A 14,369-nucleotide genomic window follows, 5' to 3' on the forward strand; every position below is an offset into this window, starting at 1 on the left:
ATATTGGGTATTCACAAGATAAGAAGCTAGGAGATGTTAGATGTGAAATATTTTGTAATAGAAGATGATGAATTATCAGAATGCGGTGAAGAGACAATATATGTTTTTGAACATAGTAAAGGAAAAAGAAGTTACGACACGATTGAAACCTTGGAAGATTTCGCAGCAAAGTGCATATTCATTGAACGAAGAAATATGCATTGGTTTTGGTATAAAGGAAAACACATTGAAGATATGCCTATGTGGGAATTTGAAAAAAAAATTAGAGCGGAACAAGAAGAATTGAAAGCAATATCCCAAGAAGAATTCATAGAATTAAGAAACAGATATGCTCCTCTTATTAAACCTATCGAGTTCCCTATTGAAGGAATCAGAATGGCTTATGCTTATGAACCAGAATGGAATGATGAATTTTTTGTCATGGAAACGGAAGAAAGTTATTTTGCTGTTCGCTGGTTTACAACGGCTTAAAATAGCTTATACGATAAATCAACAGATTCTTATCCTAAAGGACTTCCGATAAATACTGATTAGGTTTTTCGAGAGTTTCTTCAAAGTCAGGATGTCGAGGCTTGGGTATTCCAAACTCTTGTCCTCCACCACTAACATCATACACCTTTAAAAGTATCATCATTCACTGGGAGTACTTAGCGTTTGGTGCTTACCTTCAATTTCTTGAATCAAAAAAGAGCTAATGTTTCTTATTTGAAACATTAGCTCTTTTCATTGTCATAATTTATATTCATCTAAAGAAGTGTCTTTCTTTATTAGCTTTTGAAACTGTACTTACTTTTTTATCCTTGAAAGTTCCTCTCTTCTTACTTCATGAGTAGCTAAATCTGCGTATCTTGTTGTAATAGGTAAACGACTATTTTTTTCTACAAAATGCAAAACGACATGGGTAGCAGTATCTAAATCAATCCAATTACCACAAGAAACAAAAATTGGTTTTACATTTTCTCTAGTTCTTAGCGTTCTTCCATAAACTTCTTCATTTACAACGATTTCAGTATACGAACCTAACTCATTTTCAGGTTCGATAAAATCAACATTATTTATTTTTAAATACGTTTTGGCTACTCCAATCGTTGGCTTTTTTAAATAGAAAGACGCATGCGTTGCGATCCCCATATGACGATTATGTAAATAACCATTTCCATCAAACATATATAAGTCTGGAAAATTTTTTAATTTTTTAACTGTATCAAGCACTAATGGTAATTCCCTAAATGCTAGATAACCAGAAATATAAGGAAACTCAATTTTGTCTATATGATGAACTTCTTCAATAATTGCCTTTGTAAGATAATCAAACACAACAATGCAGCAGACTCCATAGTCAATTCCCTCATTAGACCAATAAGCAATATCTATTCCCGCTACTAATTTTATATCCGTTAGTTTAAATGTATTTTTTAAAGAAATGTTACTTGATAATTGTTTTTGCAGCTTCTCTAGCTCATCTATATCGTGTTTTTTCATCATTTTTCACCCAAACTTTTCACATAATCTAAATCTTTATTTAGTTAGCTTTTTTTCTTCAATAATTTGACCATTTTTATCGCAAATCCTATACTGTATTTCTACCTTTGAGAAGCCTTTTCTCAAAAACTATCCAGCATATGGATTATAATCCATTTCTACCTTTTTTAGCCCTTCCAATACTTTTTTTATTCTATTAGACAAATCTGCAATTTCCTCTTTAGTTAACTCCTCTTTCGCATCTAACGAGTTAAACATACTTAAACACTTTGTTATCCTTTCAGCAGTACCAACGAAAACTTTGTCATGAGTAATTAAAATCTCTCCTATTGCAGTATCTACCACAACATCCTCTATCTTACCTAAATTCCAGTATTCATCGACTAGTCTCGCTATTGCCTCTCTATATCCTCTATTTAAACTTAAAAATTCATTATAGTCCTCTTTGATTGCTTCAAATAATTCGTTGTATTCCCAGTATTCCACTGAATCCCCCTCCAACAGAAAATATTATGGCTTAATCCTATGTTGTAATCTTAAAATAAAAAACACTTGTTGCCCATAAAAGACCCTCAAGTGTTTTTTATTTACTTATATGAGAACACCTTGGTTTTTGTTGATTCCCGTATCGATATTAGTTAGTTGGTGGTGCTTCAATGGCGTATACCCCTTGCTCAGCACCAAATCTGTGATATGTTTGAACTAGTTTCATATGTAACCTTTCCAAAAGCTTACGAGAAGGTGTGTTAGCCATTTGAGTTACTGCAATTATCTTTGGTAATTTTAATTCAGTAAAAGCATAATTTATTACTGCTTCTACTACTTCGGTTGCATAACCGCTCCCCCACCATTGTGGTAGAAATTGATAAGACACTTCAATATCATTTCCAATATGATGAGGGTCAAGAGATACTATACCCATGAACTCATTTGTTTGCTTTTCCCTAACTACCCAGTACCAACAATTCGTACCTGGGTTTAACATATTATTTAAAACATCTTTCATTGTGTCTTCTTTACGGGGGCCTCCAAGATATTTTCTTACTTCCTGATTCATGTATAATTCCTTTATATTTTTATAATCTGACTCGTGAATTTTATCAAGAAGGCAGCGTTTAATTTCAATCAAACAATCACCTCATTTTCCAAATAAATAGAATAATCACAATAATTATATCGTACAATATATGTTATTTCCATTTTGAGAAAAATTCATCGAAAAATCGTTGTCGTGCGATCCCTTCCCAAGACATCTGTAATTCGAACGTGACTTGTAAAAGTTCTCGAATTACTCTTTCCATAGCTTCTCTGTTTCGTGATATGAAATCCGCAGCTGCTTCTAATTTATCCGGATCAACACGTACTTGTCCCAATTTATTTCCTCCCTCCATCTTTATGTATAAAATCTCTAGTACAACTATAGCAAATTTATAGAGTTAGTACGGGAACAATCCGTAAATGTATATACGAATGTCTCAAAAACTATGTCCCTGATACGTACACTTATAAATCATCAAAAATTGGAATAAAATAACTTTATCAACAAATGTTATAGATAAATATGGTAAAATATACATAGAGTAACAGCTCAAAAAGTAAAATGGTGATTCAAGTTAAAAAAGTACTCATGTGGGTGCTTTTTTTCTCTGTCTTACATACACAAAAGGGGATTTCATCATGAATATTATTGACTTAGAACTAGTACGAAAGAGAAAAATAAAGGAAAATAAAATGATTACAATACCCATTATTGAACGGGTTTTTGAAGTAAATGGAGAAATTCAGTTTGAAGTAGCTGGTGAAAAAGAAATTCCTATTGCTTGGCTAGAAAAGGAATAGATACTTCTGTCCTTTATCTAAACAAGAACCTGTAGTATTCCCACAAGTTCTTGTTTATTTTTGATAAAAACGAAAGTAAACTTTTGCATATTTGTTTACTTTCATACCTCCTAAAATATTGGCTCTACACCAAATCCCTTGATACCCTCAAAATATACAACAAAAGTATACATTCAAAATACTGTAAATAAAGAGATAATAGAAACTATGAACAAAAAATCTTATTATTTATCTTTAAATATAAAAAAGCATCTAAATAGATGCTTTTTTAATTCCTAACAAACTTAAAAATGGCTAAAACAGAAGCGATGACAGTAAAAACGTCTGCATCTTGCTCAGGATATTGATGAAATATTTCTTGAATTTGCTTATTCCATTCATAAAATTTCATTTCTCAAATTCCTCTCCATTATCATCTATTAGTAAATAGATCAAAATTATACAAAAAAAATAAAGAAAATATACTCTAGTTAACGTAACCTCGCTTAGCAGAAGTTAAATTTATCTTTTAAGAAAATTATTGCTTTTTCAGATGTTAAACTAGTCGTATATTATCTAAACAGCCATCTAAACAAAAAAACAAGGAAACCCTTGTTAGATGTAGAAGTGTTTAATTGCTTGAATAGTGTTTAGTTCAAATGTTTAGATGTTTAAAAGAATGGTGATCTGAACAGCAAAAACAACAACAGGATTTTCAAAAAGCTGTGATTTAAAGAATGGATGAACGTGATCAAAACCTAATGGCTATGATCCGTGAAAACCAGGAGACTAAAAAATTGATTGCAGCCACCCAACAAAAAAAGTGGTGGCAATTTTGGAAATAGAAAAAGCCTTGCTTATATGCAGACTTTTTTATACAGAATTCTATACAGATTTTTGTACTAATACAGAACGCTTGTAAACTTGAAAAATCCCAATATCTCTACAATGTATAAAATCATGCATAGTATGATAGAAAAAGAAAACGCACAAATCCAATGTTAGAAAAGGTTTGTGCGTTTTTCTTGCTTCTCATAAATTATTGCGTTATGTAAACCTTACATACATATTTATTCATCGCTATTTTTACAATTTAAAAAGACAACTTGTACCCACTTTTTAGGGGTAGAGGGAGCAATCGTGACGTAAAGTGCAAAGTAAATTAGAAAAACTATTTGATATAGAATGAATCAGGTACAGACATTAAATAGTAGAAAATAGCCCCTAATATTCCCATAGTAAAAATAATAAATCCCATATTGCGTATGCTTTTAATTTTTGCCTGTAGTCCATTGAATCCCGCTAATAACCCAGTTAAAGAAAATAGGATCCAGTATAGAACAGTTGGAACAGAGGGAATTTTATCTCCATCAATCCCCATACCCCAAAAAACATAAGGTAGCACAACAAAAGAAAGACTAAGCACTCCCATTACAATCACGAGTAATTTACGATATTTAACCCCTGTAATAATTAGGAAAACCCCACCAAAAAGTCCACATAATACAAGAATAGGCATAAAGAAAATCCAAAGAAAGCTCAAGATGTACATATATAATCTCCTTCAAATTAATAAGCTATATTTTACAACATAAGGGACATTTTGAATATTGTGAGGTAGCACCACATCACCATCAACCTAAAAAATCAAAATCCCCCCATAACGAAAATTCTATCCATTGTTGACTACTAATAATGTTGCGTTATGTTAACCGGACTTGTATAGGATATTCATCTTATGTTGTTCCATTAAAGAGCCAGTTTAATTCAGTAGGAAGGAAAATTTATTAGACAAAGAGAAATACAAGTTGGTTGGCAATTGAGTAAGTTAAGGAGATTATATTTATAATGAATACTATAAAAACCACAGGGTGTTTTACTATTGTTGATAATAATGCAGGCAAAATATTGCTAGTTAAACGAAATGATTATCCTATCTGGGATTTGCCTGGGGGAAGATTAGAAGAGAATGAACAGTTAGATAAGTGTGCTATAAGAGAAACTAAAGAAGAAACGGGCTATATAATTGCTATTGAACGTAAAATAGGAGAATATCACCAACCTCAATACGATGATATGCAACATATATTTTCAGGAAAATTACTAGGGGGAGAACCAATAAATAATGGACCTGAAACTGCAAAAATTGGGTGGTTTAACCCTAGTAGATTACCTTTGTTAATGGTTCCAAATAGAAGAAAACAGATCAATAATTTTATGAAACACAAAAATTCACTAATAAAAGAGACATTAAAGACACCATTTATGGTAAGGTTATTGAAAAAAATTATGTGAGATGGTTATTGAATTAACGGGTGCTTTTCTTGAGTAAGGACCAGTTCTTAATTTCTTGTATCTATCAAAAAAGATAATTTTAACTTCCGCTAACGATAATTATGTGAACACGAAAGTCCTCCAGTTAAACAATCTAGAGGACTTTTAATAGTCTTCTAAATACATTGAATCCCGATAATGATGCGTTATGTTAACCTCATGTGAATAAGATATACATTTCTCTTTATTCAACTAAAAGGTCAGGTTAATTTTATTAGCTTAGACAAACTTTATCGTTGAATAAGATTAAAACGAAAAGGAAAAATCTTGCTTCCTAATATCGAGTGGTGTAAAATTACACCTATAGATACAAAATGTAACTTTTTTTAAAAAAAGAAGGAAGGCTGTTATGAATAAGGAGCACATTATTGAACTTATTTCAAACAAAATAAGACTCATTCGGTTGGAAAAAGGCTACTCACAAGATAAAATGTCAAAAATTTCGGGGATTTCCAAAAAGACACTTGTTCAAATTGAGAAGGGAAGAACATTATCAGAATGGACAATTGTAATAGCTATATGTGCATTATTTAGAGACAGTGAGGTTCTACAATCACTTCTAGGAGATGAACCCTTAGAAGTTGTTGAAACTATTGCCCACGATGGATTAGATAGACCAAAGAATAAAACAATGGGCGGAAGAGTCTGGTGGAAGGAAATTGATAAAAAAGGGAGTTTTCTATTGCAGCAGAATTTAGTCAGTCAACAGTATCGATGGTTTAGTTCATTTGATAAACAAGAAAATTTAATACGATTAAGTGAGTTAGCGAATGGGGAGTGAATATCATTTGAAACAGTTACTAATCTTTATCATCCTATTACCTGTATTTTTCTATACTTACGTTGCGACTTCTTGGACAGGTTCGTATATTATGCTTGAAGAAAATTGGAAGAAACATATTGTTTTTACTCCTGAAACTGCCACTGAATCTCAACAAATTTATGAGATTGATAAGTTCATTTATGCTTTTAAATACCAACCAATAATAAGTATTGTCTGTATTTTATCTTTCTTAATTCTCATTGGAATAATTATTTCTTGGATTAGTAGGAAATTCCGCCATAGCCCAAAAAACATAGTAAATTAAATATTTGTAACTAATATTACACTTTTTTCAACTTCCGAATTCAAAAATTATGTGAACACTAAAGTCCTCCAGTTAAACAATCTGGAGGACTTTTAATAGTCTTCTAAATACATTGAATCCCGATAATAGGACGTTATGTCAAACTCACATGTATACTACATTTATTTCACATTTTATCTATCTATATAATGGTACAATGAAGATAATATTAGGAAATTGTGAGGGTGATTACGTTGATAAAATTTGTAATTAGTTATGCTGCAAGTCTATTTGCTTTTATTTTTGGATGGTTCTTGATTTCATATATTTTTAATCCTAGCTTTATTCACCCGAACGTTGTATTTGGATTCATTAAAACTATCGTCATTTATGGTAGTATACCAGCTCTTATAGCTTGTCTAATTGGGGAAGTGTTATACAGGAAAATCAAACGATGTAGAGAGTTTCAATTTGGAATTCCTGTATTTATAGGACTAGCAGTTATCTATACACTTACACCATTTCTTTTTCTTTTTACTTTTTCTTTTTCACATTTTTTTTATTTCGTTGCACCTGTTATTATGGGGTCGTTAGCTTTTTATTTAGTACGTAGAAAAATATAATTAACTTCTGCTAACGAGAATTATGTAAAACTTAACTCGTTTTTTCGGGGGATGGCCAAAAACATCTATATATTTTTTTACAAGAAATAATAAAAAAGGCTTATTCCTTGTAAGGAAATTAAGCCTTTTTATTATTTAGATTCACACAAATGATCTGTACATCAATTTAACTTTGATAAACAGATCATTTATACGATGATAATTCATTGTAAAAAAGTAAAGTTTACGCAAAAGCTTTTAGAAGTTCTTGAACAAATGGAATGATTCCACCTAAAAATTTTAAAATTGCCATTGCGATTGCCATAATAATTCCTCCTTTTTAGTTTTCTGAATATTAAGAACTTTATAAGTTCATTGTATTATAAAAATAATAATATTACAATATGTTTTTGGGATTTTTAAGGAAGTTTTTTTAGAATACCCCTGTATCTTAGAGATTGGGTAAGGAAACGATTCTAAATGTGAGGGGACATTCTTAAGTTGATAGATATATAAGGTGACCCCTAATAGGGATAGCACAGAGGTCCATATGTTAAGTATTAAGCACTCGAAATGGTGCTTTTTCTTTACAAAAAATCAGCCCCGTACACACGGAGCCGCAATAAAGACTGACAGAATGATTGGTAGTCGAGTACATCTTACTATTGATCCAGCAGCTGTGCAAAGTGAGAAAATTTTATTTTAACCTTAATAAAATAGCATTTTTTGTAGCTTTTGAATAAAGTTTGATTAAATTAACTTAATAAACCTTGATAAAAGAGCAAATAAAAAAGCGTGCTTCGAAAAAAGATTGTTCAAAACACGCTTTTTCTATATTCAATTGAATCATCCATTTATAAAAAAGTTTGATAATTTTTGTGATCATTCCTCCATTAAAGCGCCCGACTGTGGTAGATACATTATCCTCAATTACTTCTTTGAATTAAAAAAAGTTCATAATTAGCCTTCTCGCATTATTCTTCTTTTAACATTGAATACTTTTGATAAGCTTTATAGAAACTGCTACCCCAAAAAACAACCAGAAGTGCGGGAAACAACTTCAAAAGGACAAATGGAGTTTCAAATAAAAATGCTTTCCAAAATAATGAACCTTTCATACTCCAAAGACCTTCATGATATAATCCCGAATTCTTGTAAGGCATATAAGAATAAGCTAAACACAGCATACCCAACCAAAATGAATAACCCATTAATCTTTTATAATAATTACCCTTTGATTGGCGGTCCGAGTAGATTTCATTTTGCTCACCATCTTCTTTTTGCCAGTAAATTCCACCAAGCCAGGAGCCATTTATATAAATCCAACCGAAGTCTTCATATATCCCTTTGTAATCTTTGAACTTTTTCTTTGATAAATAATCTTGATAATCTAGTCGCATCACATATCTCTTGTCGGTTTTTTCGAAAGTGTATATTCCTAATCCACTAATATTTGTACAACGATAGCCTTTTTGTAATTGCTCGTTCAGCCATTGCTCCTCTTTTTCGATATCAAAAAATACCTTAAATTTCTTCATTCGATTCACTTCCTTCGTACAGGGATAAAATATGCAATAACCTGTTTTGTTCCATTTTCAAAATGGCTCTTCCTTCCGCAGTTATCATATAAACTTTTCTCCGACCTGACTCTCCAACAGGCTCAATCCAACCATGCTTATTCAAGTTTTCAATCGCACCGTATAATGTACCAGCTGCTAAAATAACAGTACCGTTACTTATCTTTTCTATCTTCTGCATTACGGCATAGCCATGGAGCGGCTCATGCATAGCTAATAAAATATAATGCATGGTTTCAGACAACGGTAATAATTTATGTTTCATATCCTCACCCTTTATTCAGTTCGACTATATAGTTCAACTTAATAATAACGTAATACAGTTCAACTGAATAGTCAACAACATTTTCAAAATTGGTCAAAGGAACTTAAAGTAAATAGCTTGATAACAAGGGAAAAATCAATCTAAAAAGTCACTTTCCTTACGTAAGGGAAAGCGACTTTTTGTGTAGTCTTATTCAATTAAATGGTCCAATTGTTGAATAACATGACCAGCATTTTTTAAACAACTTTATTATGTTTTAAATGACTTTATTGTAAATTAAACAACTATATTATCTCTGGATATATACATCCAATTTTTACAACAAATCACTCCTTGAAAATGGTACAATTAGGAAAAAACGGTGGGGGATTACGTCTGTATTGATTGCAATAGTTTCAATCGTTTTTCTCATTCTGATTTGGGACAATCTTCGACTAATTAGAAATAACTTCGAGCAACAAATTAGGCAGAACGAACAAATTATTAAACTTTTAGAAGAGAATAAACAAAAGTAGGAGGCATTTCCCTCTCCAAAAGGGAGGGAGTTGCTTGCTGTAATATTAACAAAAAAGAAAGTAGTATCTTATAACAGAAATGGAGACTTATTATGGATATACGGTTACTTCTAATTATTGTGTTTACTATTTTAATTCATGCAAGTGAAACATTGTCTTACAGTATAAGGCTTGGTGGTATAAAACTTGCAAAAATTATGGTGGCAACGTCGCTTACCGGTATTATCTTACTTATCTCTCGTACATCTAACATGATACAAGGACCACTTGTTGGAGGAATGGTAGATGTTGCAAAAGAGAATGGAGATCCAAGTATAGTTATTATGCCCTTTCGGCTTATTCTACTCTCTGCTTCTATTGGAACACTCTTAGCCCTTTTTCTGTATCCTACTTTTACAAAACTATCTATTTCTATGATTAAACGCTTAGAAGTTGATGGTTCTATTTTGGGCATGATGAAAGTCACCAACATTCAGAAACTACGCTACACAAGACAATACGTCACAATTCCTCGATTAGAGATGATTCATCGTCTTCGTATAGGTGGGATTCCAAAACGTATTATGTTAATTAACATGATAGTGACGGGTGTATATACAGTAGGTGTTCTTGCTACATTATATGCAACTCTTTTAAGCCCACAATCTGCTACAGCTTCTAATCAAATGACAGGGTTAATCAATGGTATTGCAACGATTCTACTAACGCTTTTATTGGATCCGCAAATTGCAATCTTAACAGAACGCTCTCTGCAACAGGAAAACGGAGTGGCAATTATGAATAAAACATTTGGATGGCTTATGATTTCACGATTTCTCGGAACCGTGCTTGCTCAATTATTTTTCATTCCATTTGCACATGTCATAGTTTGGACAAGCTCTTTTCTTAAGTCCTTATTAGGATAAATTTTCACTTCCTCTTTTGAGACGTTATGTAAACCAATTATGTATACGATATACAAGAGAAATTTCTTTACTACCGTATTATCTGGATGGTAAAATTTAGAAAAAGGGGTGAGAGTTATTTCGAATGTAATTAATAAAATTGTATTTAAAAGAGCTATTAACTTTTTCATATTAGGGGTAGCACTAACAGTTATTGCAACCATAATAACTGTTATAATCAATCCCGATTTAAAAGAAATAGTGGAAAGGATAGGAAATAGACTACCAGACACAGTAAAGGAATCAACAGGTATAGAAAAGGCATGGGAATATATTGTTAATAATGGTTTTATTGTGCCTTTACAAATGTTTATATTAGCCTTGATTCCAATACAATTTTTATATGTTATACATATAATTTCAACTTCTTCACTTCTTGGGGTTGTTTTTGGAATTGTGTTACAATCTGATTTTAAAAAAGGTTTTGGGATGATAATTTCTACCCTCCCTCATTCCCTTTTTGAAGTTTTCGCTTATTGTTTATTTGCGGCCATTCTTTTTGAATTAAATAAATTTATTAGAATCAAATTAAAAATTATGTTCAAAAAGGATAAAGAAAGAGTATCTCTTAGTAAAAAGATTTTAGAAGTAATAAAAATTTATGCTGTTTTAACTTTACCTATAATTATCATTGCTGCATTCTTAGAAACTTACATAGCTGATATTATACTTGATTTATTTCATTAACTTTATATGCTTGATGAAGATTAAGATTTACCTAAACATAATACAAACTGTGCTTATAACTTCCAATAACAAAAATTATGTGAACACTAAAGTCCTCCAGTTAAACAATCTGGAGGATTTTTAATAGTCTTCTAAATACATTGAATCCCGATAATGATGCGTTATGTTAACTATCTATAAATACCCTATACATCCAGTTTTTATAACAAATTGCTTCCTTCGGATGATACAATTAGGAAAAAAGGTTGGGAAAAGTTTTGGAGCTCCTTCTCGCTTTTTTCTCGATAATACATCAGTTAATCTGAAAAATACACTTCAACATATTCAAGAAAAGGAACAGTTTTTACTGATTTAATATTACAAAAATGGGAGGATATAATGAGAATTGCTACCTTTAATATTTGGAATAATCAAACTTTATGGTTTGAACGATTAAATGCAATCTGTGAAGAAATTAAAAATATTGATCCTGAGATTCTTGCTATCCAGGAAGTCAGAACTTATATTGATAATAAAAAAGGTATAAGTGTTGCACAACATATCGCAAATAAAACAGGTTTTCCATTTTGTATTTTTAAAGAATACCCCGATTGTCCAGATGAAGGACTAGCTTTTTTAAGTAAATTTCCAATTTGTACTGAAGATGTTATTTGGCACAAGAATACTAAGAAATCAAACTACTGTGCGATTAGAATTACTTTCAAATATGGAGATTATGAATTTGGTATAACCAATGTCCATCTAAATTGGAGATCCCCAATAATAAGAGAAGAACAAATTAGATCAGTACACAACTGGATTTTCAAAGAGAATAAAGCTAAACCGTACGAGATTCTTTGTGGTGACTTTAATGATGATCCGCATTCAAGTATTCATCAATACCTAACTAATAATCTTTGGTTAGATGTCGCACAGTTTAAAGAAGAACAAAATTATATTAAAGCTCAGCCAACTCTAGATTATATAAATAATCTAAACATAAAAAACGAATCAAATTTAAAGATACAAGCTCGATATGATTGGATTTTAATTAAGAAAAACAATAACTTAAATTTTCCACCCATAAATAAAGTAGAAGTGTTTGGAAATATTCCGGTTACTAAAGCAAAGGTACTGCCTAGCGATCATTATGGGGTTTTGATGGAAATTACTATAGATACATAGATTTAATATAACTAAAGAAGAAGACAAATTCAGCCTATTTTTTCTAAATTAAGGAGAAAACAGGCTCTTTATTTCCAATAAATTCCTTAATGTGGGTTTCATGTCAAAATGTTGGTGGTACCCCAAATATCAAAAGTGGGTTTGACGTTATCGGAACTTATACCGATGACGAAGGAGAGCCAAAAATCATTCTCGAAAAGAAATTACAAAGATGAAAATACATAAGAAAAAATGACTTCCGCTAAGGTGAATTATGTAAATGAGCTGTCCATATGGGCAGCTCATTATTTTTTTGCTTAGACCACATGTTTTCCCTTACAACATTTTCATTCGCAACATTTATTGTATTAAAATCCGGTGTTGAGTTTCTTTGCCCATCCCCTCGAAATGGGGGAATAGCAAGCGGATTATTAAAAAATCCTTATAAACAAAGGATTTTAACGTCTTTTAAAAATGATTATGTCAAAACATATACATTTCAATTGAAATATTTCAAATAATTATAAGTTGTATTTTTGAAATGAAAAATTCTAGATTTATAGCTATGTCATAAGGTCTACCTTTTGACATAGCTATAAATTTAGCTAATTCCCCCATCTCGGGGATTTGGGCAAAAATACCTGAGTACAATGAAAAGAATAAAACCAAAAGCTAAAGGCTTATCGTTTGATTCTTTTGATTTAATTTCTTGCCCCTTATCTTTCATCTCCATACTGATACCACACCTTTTTTTATTTTACTCTCCTACTTCTTTTTCCTTTTTAATAAACCTTATAATTAAGTCTTCACCTTCGTATCTAGGGTCTAACTTAATCTCACCTTTATATTCAATTACCTTCACCTTATCCATGACAGTTATACTGTCATACAACTCTTGCTTTACCCATAACTTTTTAACTTTATCATCAACAATCAATTCTAAAGTAGGGTGTTCAAGGATAAGATACTCGGTCTCAACATGTCTCCCAAGAACAGGTGCTTCTATTGGCTTACCTTTCGCAACTAGTTCATCGTTTTGATACCCCTCTATTACTGACAAGACTATACAAAACAATACAAAACAACCAAAGTATATCCAATTTTTCTTTCTTCTCTTTTTCTTATATGCTTCCAGTTCTACAATATACGCTTCCAATTCATACTCTGTGTACCCCTTAACGTCTGTAGTCAAATAATAGGTTTTTCCAAACTTTTTACTTGTAAATGCTACATAGTCGTTTAAATACTCTGGATCTTTCTCATAGTTTATAAATTTCTTTTCACCCATACTGCTACCCCTATCTGTCTTCTAGTATACCTACCCCTATTTGACATTACCAAGATTACGTCTATTAAAAATCACTACAAATAATAATAAAAGCATCCCTATTCCGAACATAATAACATTGCTTTGAGCAATTTCTTGATCTCTCCAATATGCTAAAAATATTAACAAACCATATCTAATTAAAAAAAGCGTACTAAGTCCAGTCGCAAAAATTATATATGGTGATTTTTTCATATAATCACTCCCATTCAAATCCCTTTTTATCCCATATTAACACGTGAAAATAATAAAAAGCGATATTCTCTATTTTCCCCTTGTTTTTGGGTGTGAGTGCTGGCTCGTCGTGTGGGGGCGAAACCCCACGAATTTGGGAGACAGCCGAGATACGTGTAAAAACAGGTCACAGCAATACATTTTTTACAAAAAGTTGTTTTTCGATAATATTTGTAACATAAACGTACAGTATTGTTACGGTGCAAATAACCCTTAACGTGGGTTTTATGTCAGTACGTTGGCTGTACCATATTACCATTATGATCTTAATACCATTACTATTTGGGTCCGTCCTCGGCCCCAAACCCTTATTGTAGAAAGAAAACCACCGGCATTAGACCAGTGGTTCTGACTTAGAAAGCAAAGCAAGTACA

At 31.6% G+C, this 14,369-nt stretch carries 20 protein-coding genes and 1 pseudogene; 10 read left to right on the top strand and 11 right to left on the bottom strand.

Annotated elements, in window-relative coordinates; genetic code table 11:
• Positions 1–42 precede the first annotated feature (42 nt).
• Positions 43–471: a hypothetical protein gene (locus WAZ07_RS25510; protein WP_336474637.1), complete on the top strand. Its 429-nt coding sequence runs from the start codon at positions 43–45 to the stop codon at positions 469–471.
• 315 nt (positions 472–786) lie between these two features.
• Here the strand turns inward: WAZ07_RS25510 and WAZ07_RS25515 are convergent, their stop codons facing one another.
• The 4 genes from WAZ07_RS25515 to WAZ07_RS25530 all read right to left on the bottom strand — a co-directional run bounded on the left by WAZ07_RS25515 (position 787) and on the right by WAZ07_RS25530 (position 2,855).
• Positions 787–1,485: an endonuclease V gene (locus WAZ07_RS25515; RefSeq protein ID WP_396548854.1), complete on the bottom strand. Its 699-nt coding sequence runs from the start codon at positions 1,483–1,485 to the stop codon at positions 787–789.
• 126 nt (positions 1,486–1,611) lie between these two features.
• On the bottom strand, positions 1,612–1,968 hold the full coding sequence (locus WAZ07_RS25520; protein WP_336474638.1) for an Imm3 family immunity protein: 357 nt from the start codon (positions 1,966–1,968) through the stop codon (positions 1,612–1,614).
• Between the two features lie 148 nt (positions 1,969–2,116).
• Complete coding sequence (locus WAZ07_RS25525; RefSeq protein ID WP_336474639.1) at positions 2,117–2,611, bottom strand: GNAT family N-acetyltransferase; 495 nt, start codon at positions 2,609–2,611, stop codon at positions 2,117–2,119.
• 61 nt (positions 2,612–2,672) lie between these two features.
• Positions 2,673–2,855 (bottom strand): WXG100 family type VII secretion target, encoded by a 183-nt coding sequence (locus tag WAZ07_RS25530; RefSeq protein ID WP_336474640.1) that lies wholly within the window; start codon positions 2,853–2,855, stop codon positions 2,673–2,675.
• Positions 2,856–3,159: 304 nt separating this feature from the next.
• Between WAZ07_RS25530 and WAZ07_RS25535 the strand changes: the two genes are divergently transcribed.
• A complete protein-coding gene (locus WAZ07_RS25535; protein ID WP_336474641.1) occupies positions 3,160–3,321 on the top strand; it encodes a hypothetical protein in 162 nt (53 codons plus the stop codon).
• Between the two features lie 268 nt (positions 3,322–3,589).
• On the opposite strand, the gene WAZ07_RS25540 is transcribed toward WAZ07_RS25535, so the two are convergent.
• A complete protein-coding gene (locus WAZ07_RS25540) occupies positions 3,590–3,712 on the bottom strand; it encodes a hypothetical protein (protein ID WP_336474642.1) in 123 nt (40 codons plus the stop codon).
• A 259-nt stretch (positions 3,713–3,971) separates the two neighbouring features.
• Between WAZ07_RS25540 and WAZ07_RS25545 the strand changes: the two are divergent.
• Positions 3,972–4,145, top strand: a pseudogene (locus WAZ07_RS25545) (DUF3967 domain-containing protein); the annotation flags it as partial.
• Positions 4,146–4,471: 326 nt separating this feature from the next.
• On the opposite strand, the gene WAZ07_RS25550 reads toward WAZ07_RS25545, so the two are convergent.
• Positions 4,472–4,852, bottom strand: coding sequence for an ammonia permease (locus WAZ07_RS25550; RefSeq protein ID WP_336474643.1), 381 nt, complete (start codon positions 4,850–4,852; stop codon positions 4,472–4,474).
• 296 nt (positions 4,853–5,148) lie between these two features.
• Between WAZ07_RS25550 and WAZ07_RS25555 the strand changes: the two genes are divergently transcribed.
• From WAZ07_RS25555 to WAZ07_RS25570, 4 genes are all read left to right on the top strand, one after another.
• Complete coding sequence (locus WAZ07_RS25555) at positions 5,149–5,595, top strand: NUDIX hydrolase (protein ID WP_336474644.1); 447 nt, start codon at positions 5,149–5,151, stop codon at positions 5,593–5,595.
• Positions 5,596–5,983: 388 nt separating this feature from the next.
• Positions 5,984–6,415, top strand: a complete 432-nt coding sequence (locus tag WAZ07_RS25560) for a helix-turn-helix transcriptional regulator (RefSeq protein ID WP_336474645.1) — start codon at positions 5,984–5,986, stop codon at positions 6,413–6,415.
• 7 nt (positions 6,416–6,422) lie between these two features.
• Positions 6,423–6,722 (top strand): DUF4306 domain-containing protein, encoded by a 300-nt coding sequence (locus WAZ07_RS25565; protein ID WP_170857768.1) that lies wholly within the window; start codon positions 6,423–6,425, stop codon positions 6,720–6,722.
• A 224-nt stretch (positions 6,723–6,946) separates the two neighbouring features.
• Entirely contained in the window at positions 6,947–7,324 is a 378-nt protein-coding gene (locus tag WAZ07_RS25570; RefSeq protein ID WP_413788952.1) for a hypothetical protein, read from the top strand.
• Between the two features lie 953 nt (positions 7,325–8,277).
• On the opposite strand, the gene WAZ07_RS25575 is transcribed toward WAZ07_RS25570, so the two are convergent.
• Both WAZ07_RS25575 and WAZ07_RS25580 read right to left on the bottom strand, forming a co-directional pair.
• Positions 8,278–8,841: a DUF2812 domain-containing protein gene (locus tag WAZ07_RS25575; protein WP_336474646.1), complete on the bottom strand. Its 564-nt coding sequence runs from the start codon at positions 8,839–8,841 to the stop codon at positions 8,278–8,280.
• Positions 8,828–9,145 (bottom strand): PadR family transcriptional regulator, encoded by a 318-nt coding sequence (locus WAZ07_RS25580; RefSeq protein WP_336474647.1) that lies wholly within the window; start codon positions 9,143–9,145, stop codon positions 8,828–8,830. Before WAZ07_RS25580 ends, WAZ07_RS25575 begins: the two co-directional genes overlap by 14 nt.
• Positions 9,146–9,752: 607 nt before the next feature.
• Here WAZ07_RS25580 and WAZ07_RS25585 point away from each other — a divergent pair.
• From WAZ07_RS25585 to WAZ07_RS25595, 3 genes are all read left to right on the top strand, one after another.
• The gene (locus tag WAZ07_RS25585) at positions 9,753–10,565 is read left to right on the top strand and encodes a lipid II flippase family protein (protein WP_336474648.1); all 813 of its coding nucleotides are present in this window, start codon (positions 9,753–9,755) and stop codon (positions 10,563–10,565) included.
• A 108-nt stretch (positions 10,566–10,673) separates the two neighbouring features.
• Positions 10,674–11,291, top strand: a complete 618-nt coding sequence (locus tag WAZ07_RS25590) for a stage II sporulation protein M (RefSeq protein ID WP_336474649.1) — start codon at positions 10,674–10,676, stop codon at positions 11,289–11,291.
• Between the two features lie 378 nt (positions 11,292–11,669).
• Positions 11,670–12,455 carry an endonuclease/exonuclease/phosphatase family protein gene (locus WAZ07_RS25595; RefSeq protein ID WP_336474650.1) on the top strand — a complete coding sequence of 262 codons (786 nt, stop codon included), beginning with the start codon at positions 11,670–11,672 and terminating at the stop codon, positions 12,453–12,455.
• Positions 12,456–13,035: 580 nt separating this feature from the next.
• Here the strand turns inward: WAZ07_RS25595 and WAZ07_RS25600 are convergent.
• The 3 genes from WAZ07_RS25600 to WAZ07_RS25610 are packed head-to-tail and all read right to left on the bottom strand — an operon-like array spanning position 13,036 to position 13,956.
• Entirely contained in the window at positions 13,036–13,167 is a 132-nt protein-coding gene (locus tag WAZ07_RS25600) for a hypothetical protein (RefSeq protein WP_265959947.1), read from the bottom strand.
• Between the two features lie 24 nt (positions 13,168–13,191).
• A complete protein-coding gene (locus WAZ07_RS25605; RefSeq protein ID WP_336474651.1) occupies positions 13,192–13,722 on the bottom strand; it encodes a hypothetical protein in 531 nt (176 codons plus the stop codon).
• A 36-nt stretch (positions 13,723–13,758) separates the two neighbouring features.
• On the bottom strand, positions 13,759–13,956 hold the full coding sequence (locus WAZ07_RS25610) for a hypothetical protein (RefSeq protein WP_336474652.1): 198 nt from the start codon (positions 13,954–13,956) through the stop codon (positions 13,759–13,761).
• Between the last annotated feature and the right edge of the window lie 413 nt (positions 13,957–14,369).

It is taken from the genome of Bacillus bruguierae (genome assembly GCF_037104725.1).
GTDB classification, from domain to species: Bacteria; Bacillota; Bacilli; order Bacillales; family Bacillaceae_G; genus Bacillus_A; species Bacillus_A bruguierae.

What these genes read in the sequence shown, in the direction of transcription:
- WAZ07_RS25515 (WP_396548854.1), bottom strand. Translation starts at nt 1,485, where the DNA reads ATGATGAAAAAACACGATATAGATGAGCTAGAGAAGCTGCAAAAACAA.
- WAZ07_RS25535 (WP_336474641.1), top strand. Translation starts at nt 3,160, where the DNA reads ATGAATATTATTGACTTAGAACTAGTACGAAAGAGAAAAATAAAGGAA.
- WAZ07_RS25540 (WP_336474642.1), bottom strand. Translation starts at nt 3,712, where the DNA reads ATGAAATTTTATGAATGGAATAAGCAAATTCAAGAAATATTTCATCAA.
- WAZ07_RS25550 (WP_336474643.1), bottom strand. Translation starts at nt 4,852, where the DNA reads ATGTACATCTTGAGCTTTCTTTGGATTTTCTTTATGCCTATTCTTGTA.
- WAZ07_RS25555 (WP_336474644.1), top strand. Translation starts at nt 5,149, where the DNA reads ATGAATACTATAAAAACCACAGGGTGTTTTACTATTGTTGATAATAAT.
- WAZ07_RS25560 (WP_336474645.1), top strand. Translation starts at nt 5,984, where the DNA reads ATGAATAAGGAGCACATTATTGAACTTATTTCAAACAAAATAAGACTC.
- WAZ07_RS25575 (WP_336474646.1), bottom strand. Translation starts at nt 8,841, where the DNA reads ATGAAGAAATTTAAGGTATTTTTTGATATCGAAAAAGAGGAGCAATGG.
- WAZ07_RS25580 (WP_336474647.1), bottom strand. Translation starts at nt 9,145, where the DNA reads ATGAAACATAAATTATTACCGTTGTCTGAAACCATGCATTATATTTTA.
- WAZ07_RS25585 (WP_336474648.1), top strand. Translation starts at nt 9,753, where the DNA reads ATGGATATACGGTTACTTCTAATTATTGTGTTTACTATTTTAATTCAT.
- WAZ07_RS25595 (WP_336474650.1), top strand. Translation starts at nt 11,670, where the DNA reads ATGAGAATTGCTACCTTTAATATTTGGAATAATCAAACTTTATGGTTT.
- WAZ07_RS25600 (WP_265959947.1), bottom strand. Translation starts at nt 13,167, where the DNA reads ATGGAGATGAAAGATAAGGGGCAAGAAATTAAATCAAAAGAATCAAAC.
- WAZ07_RS25605 (WP_336474651.1), bottom strand. Translation starts at nt 13,722, where the DNA reads ATGGGTGAAAAGAAATTTATAAACTATGAGAAAGATCCAGAGTATTTA.
- WAZ07_RS25610 (WP_336474652.1), bottom strand. Translation starts at nt 13,956, where the DNA reads ATGAAAAAATCACCATATATAATTTTTGCGACTGGACTTAGTACGCTT.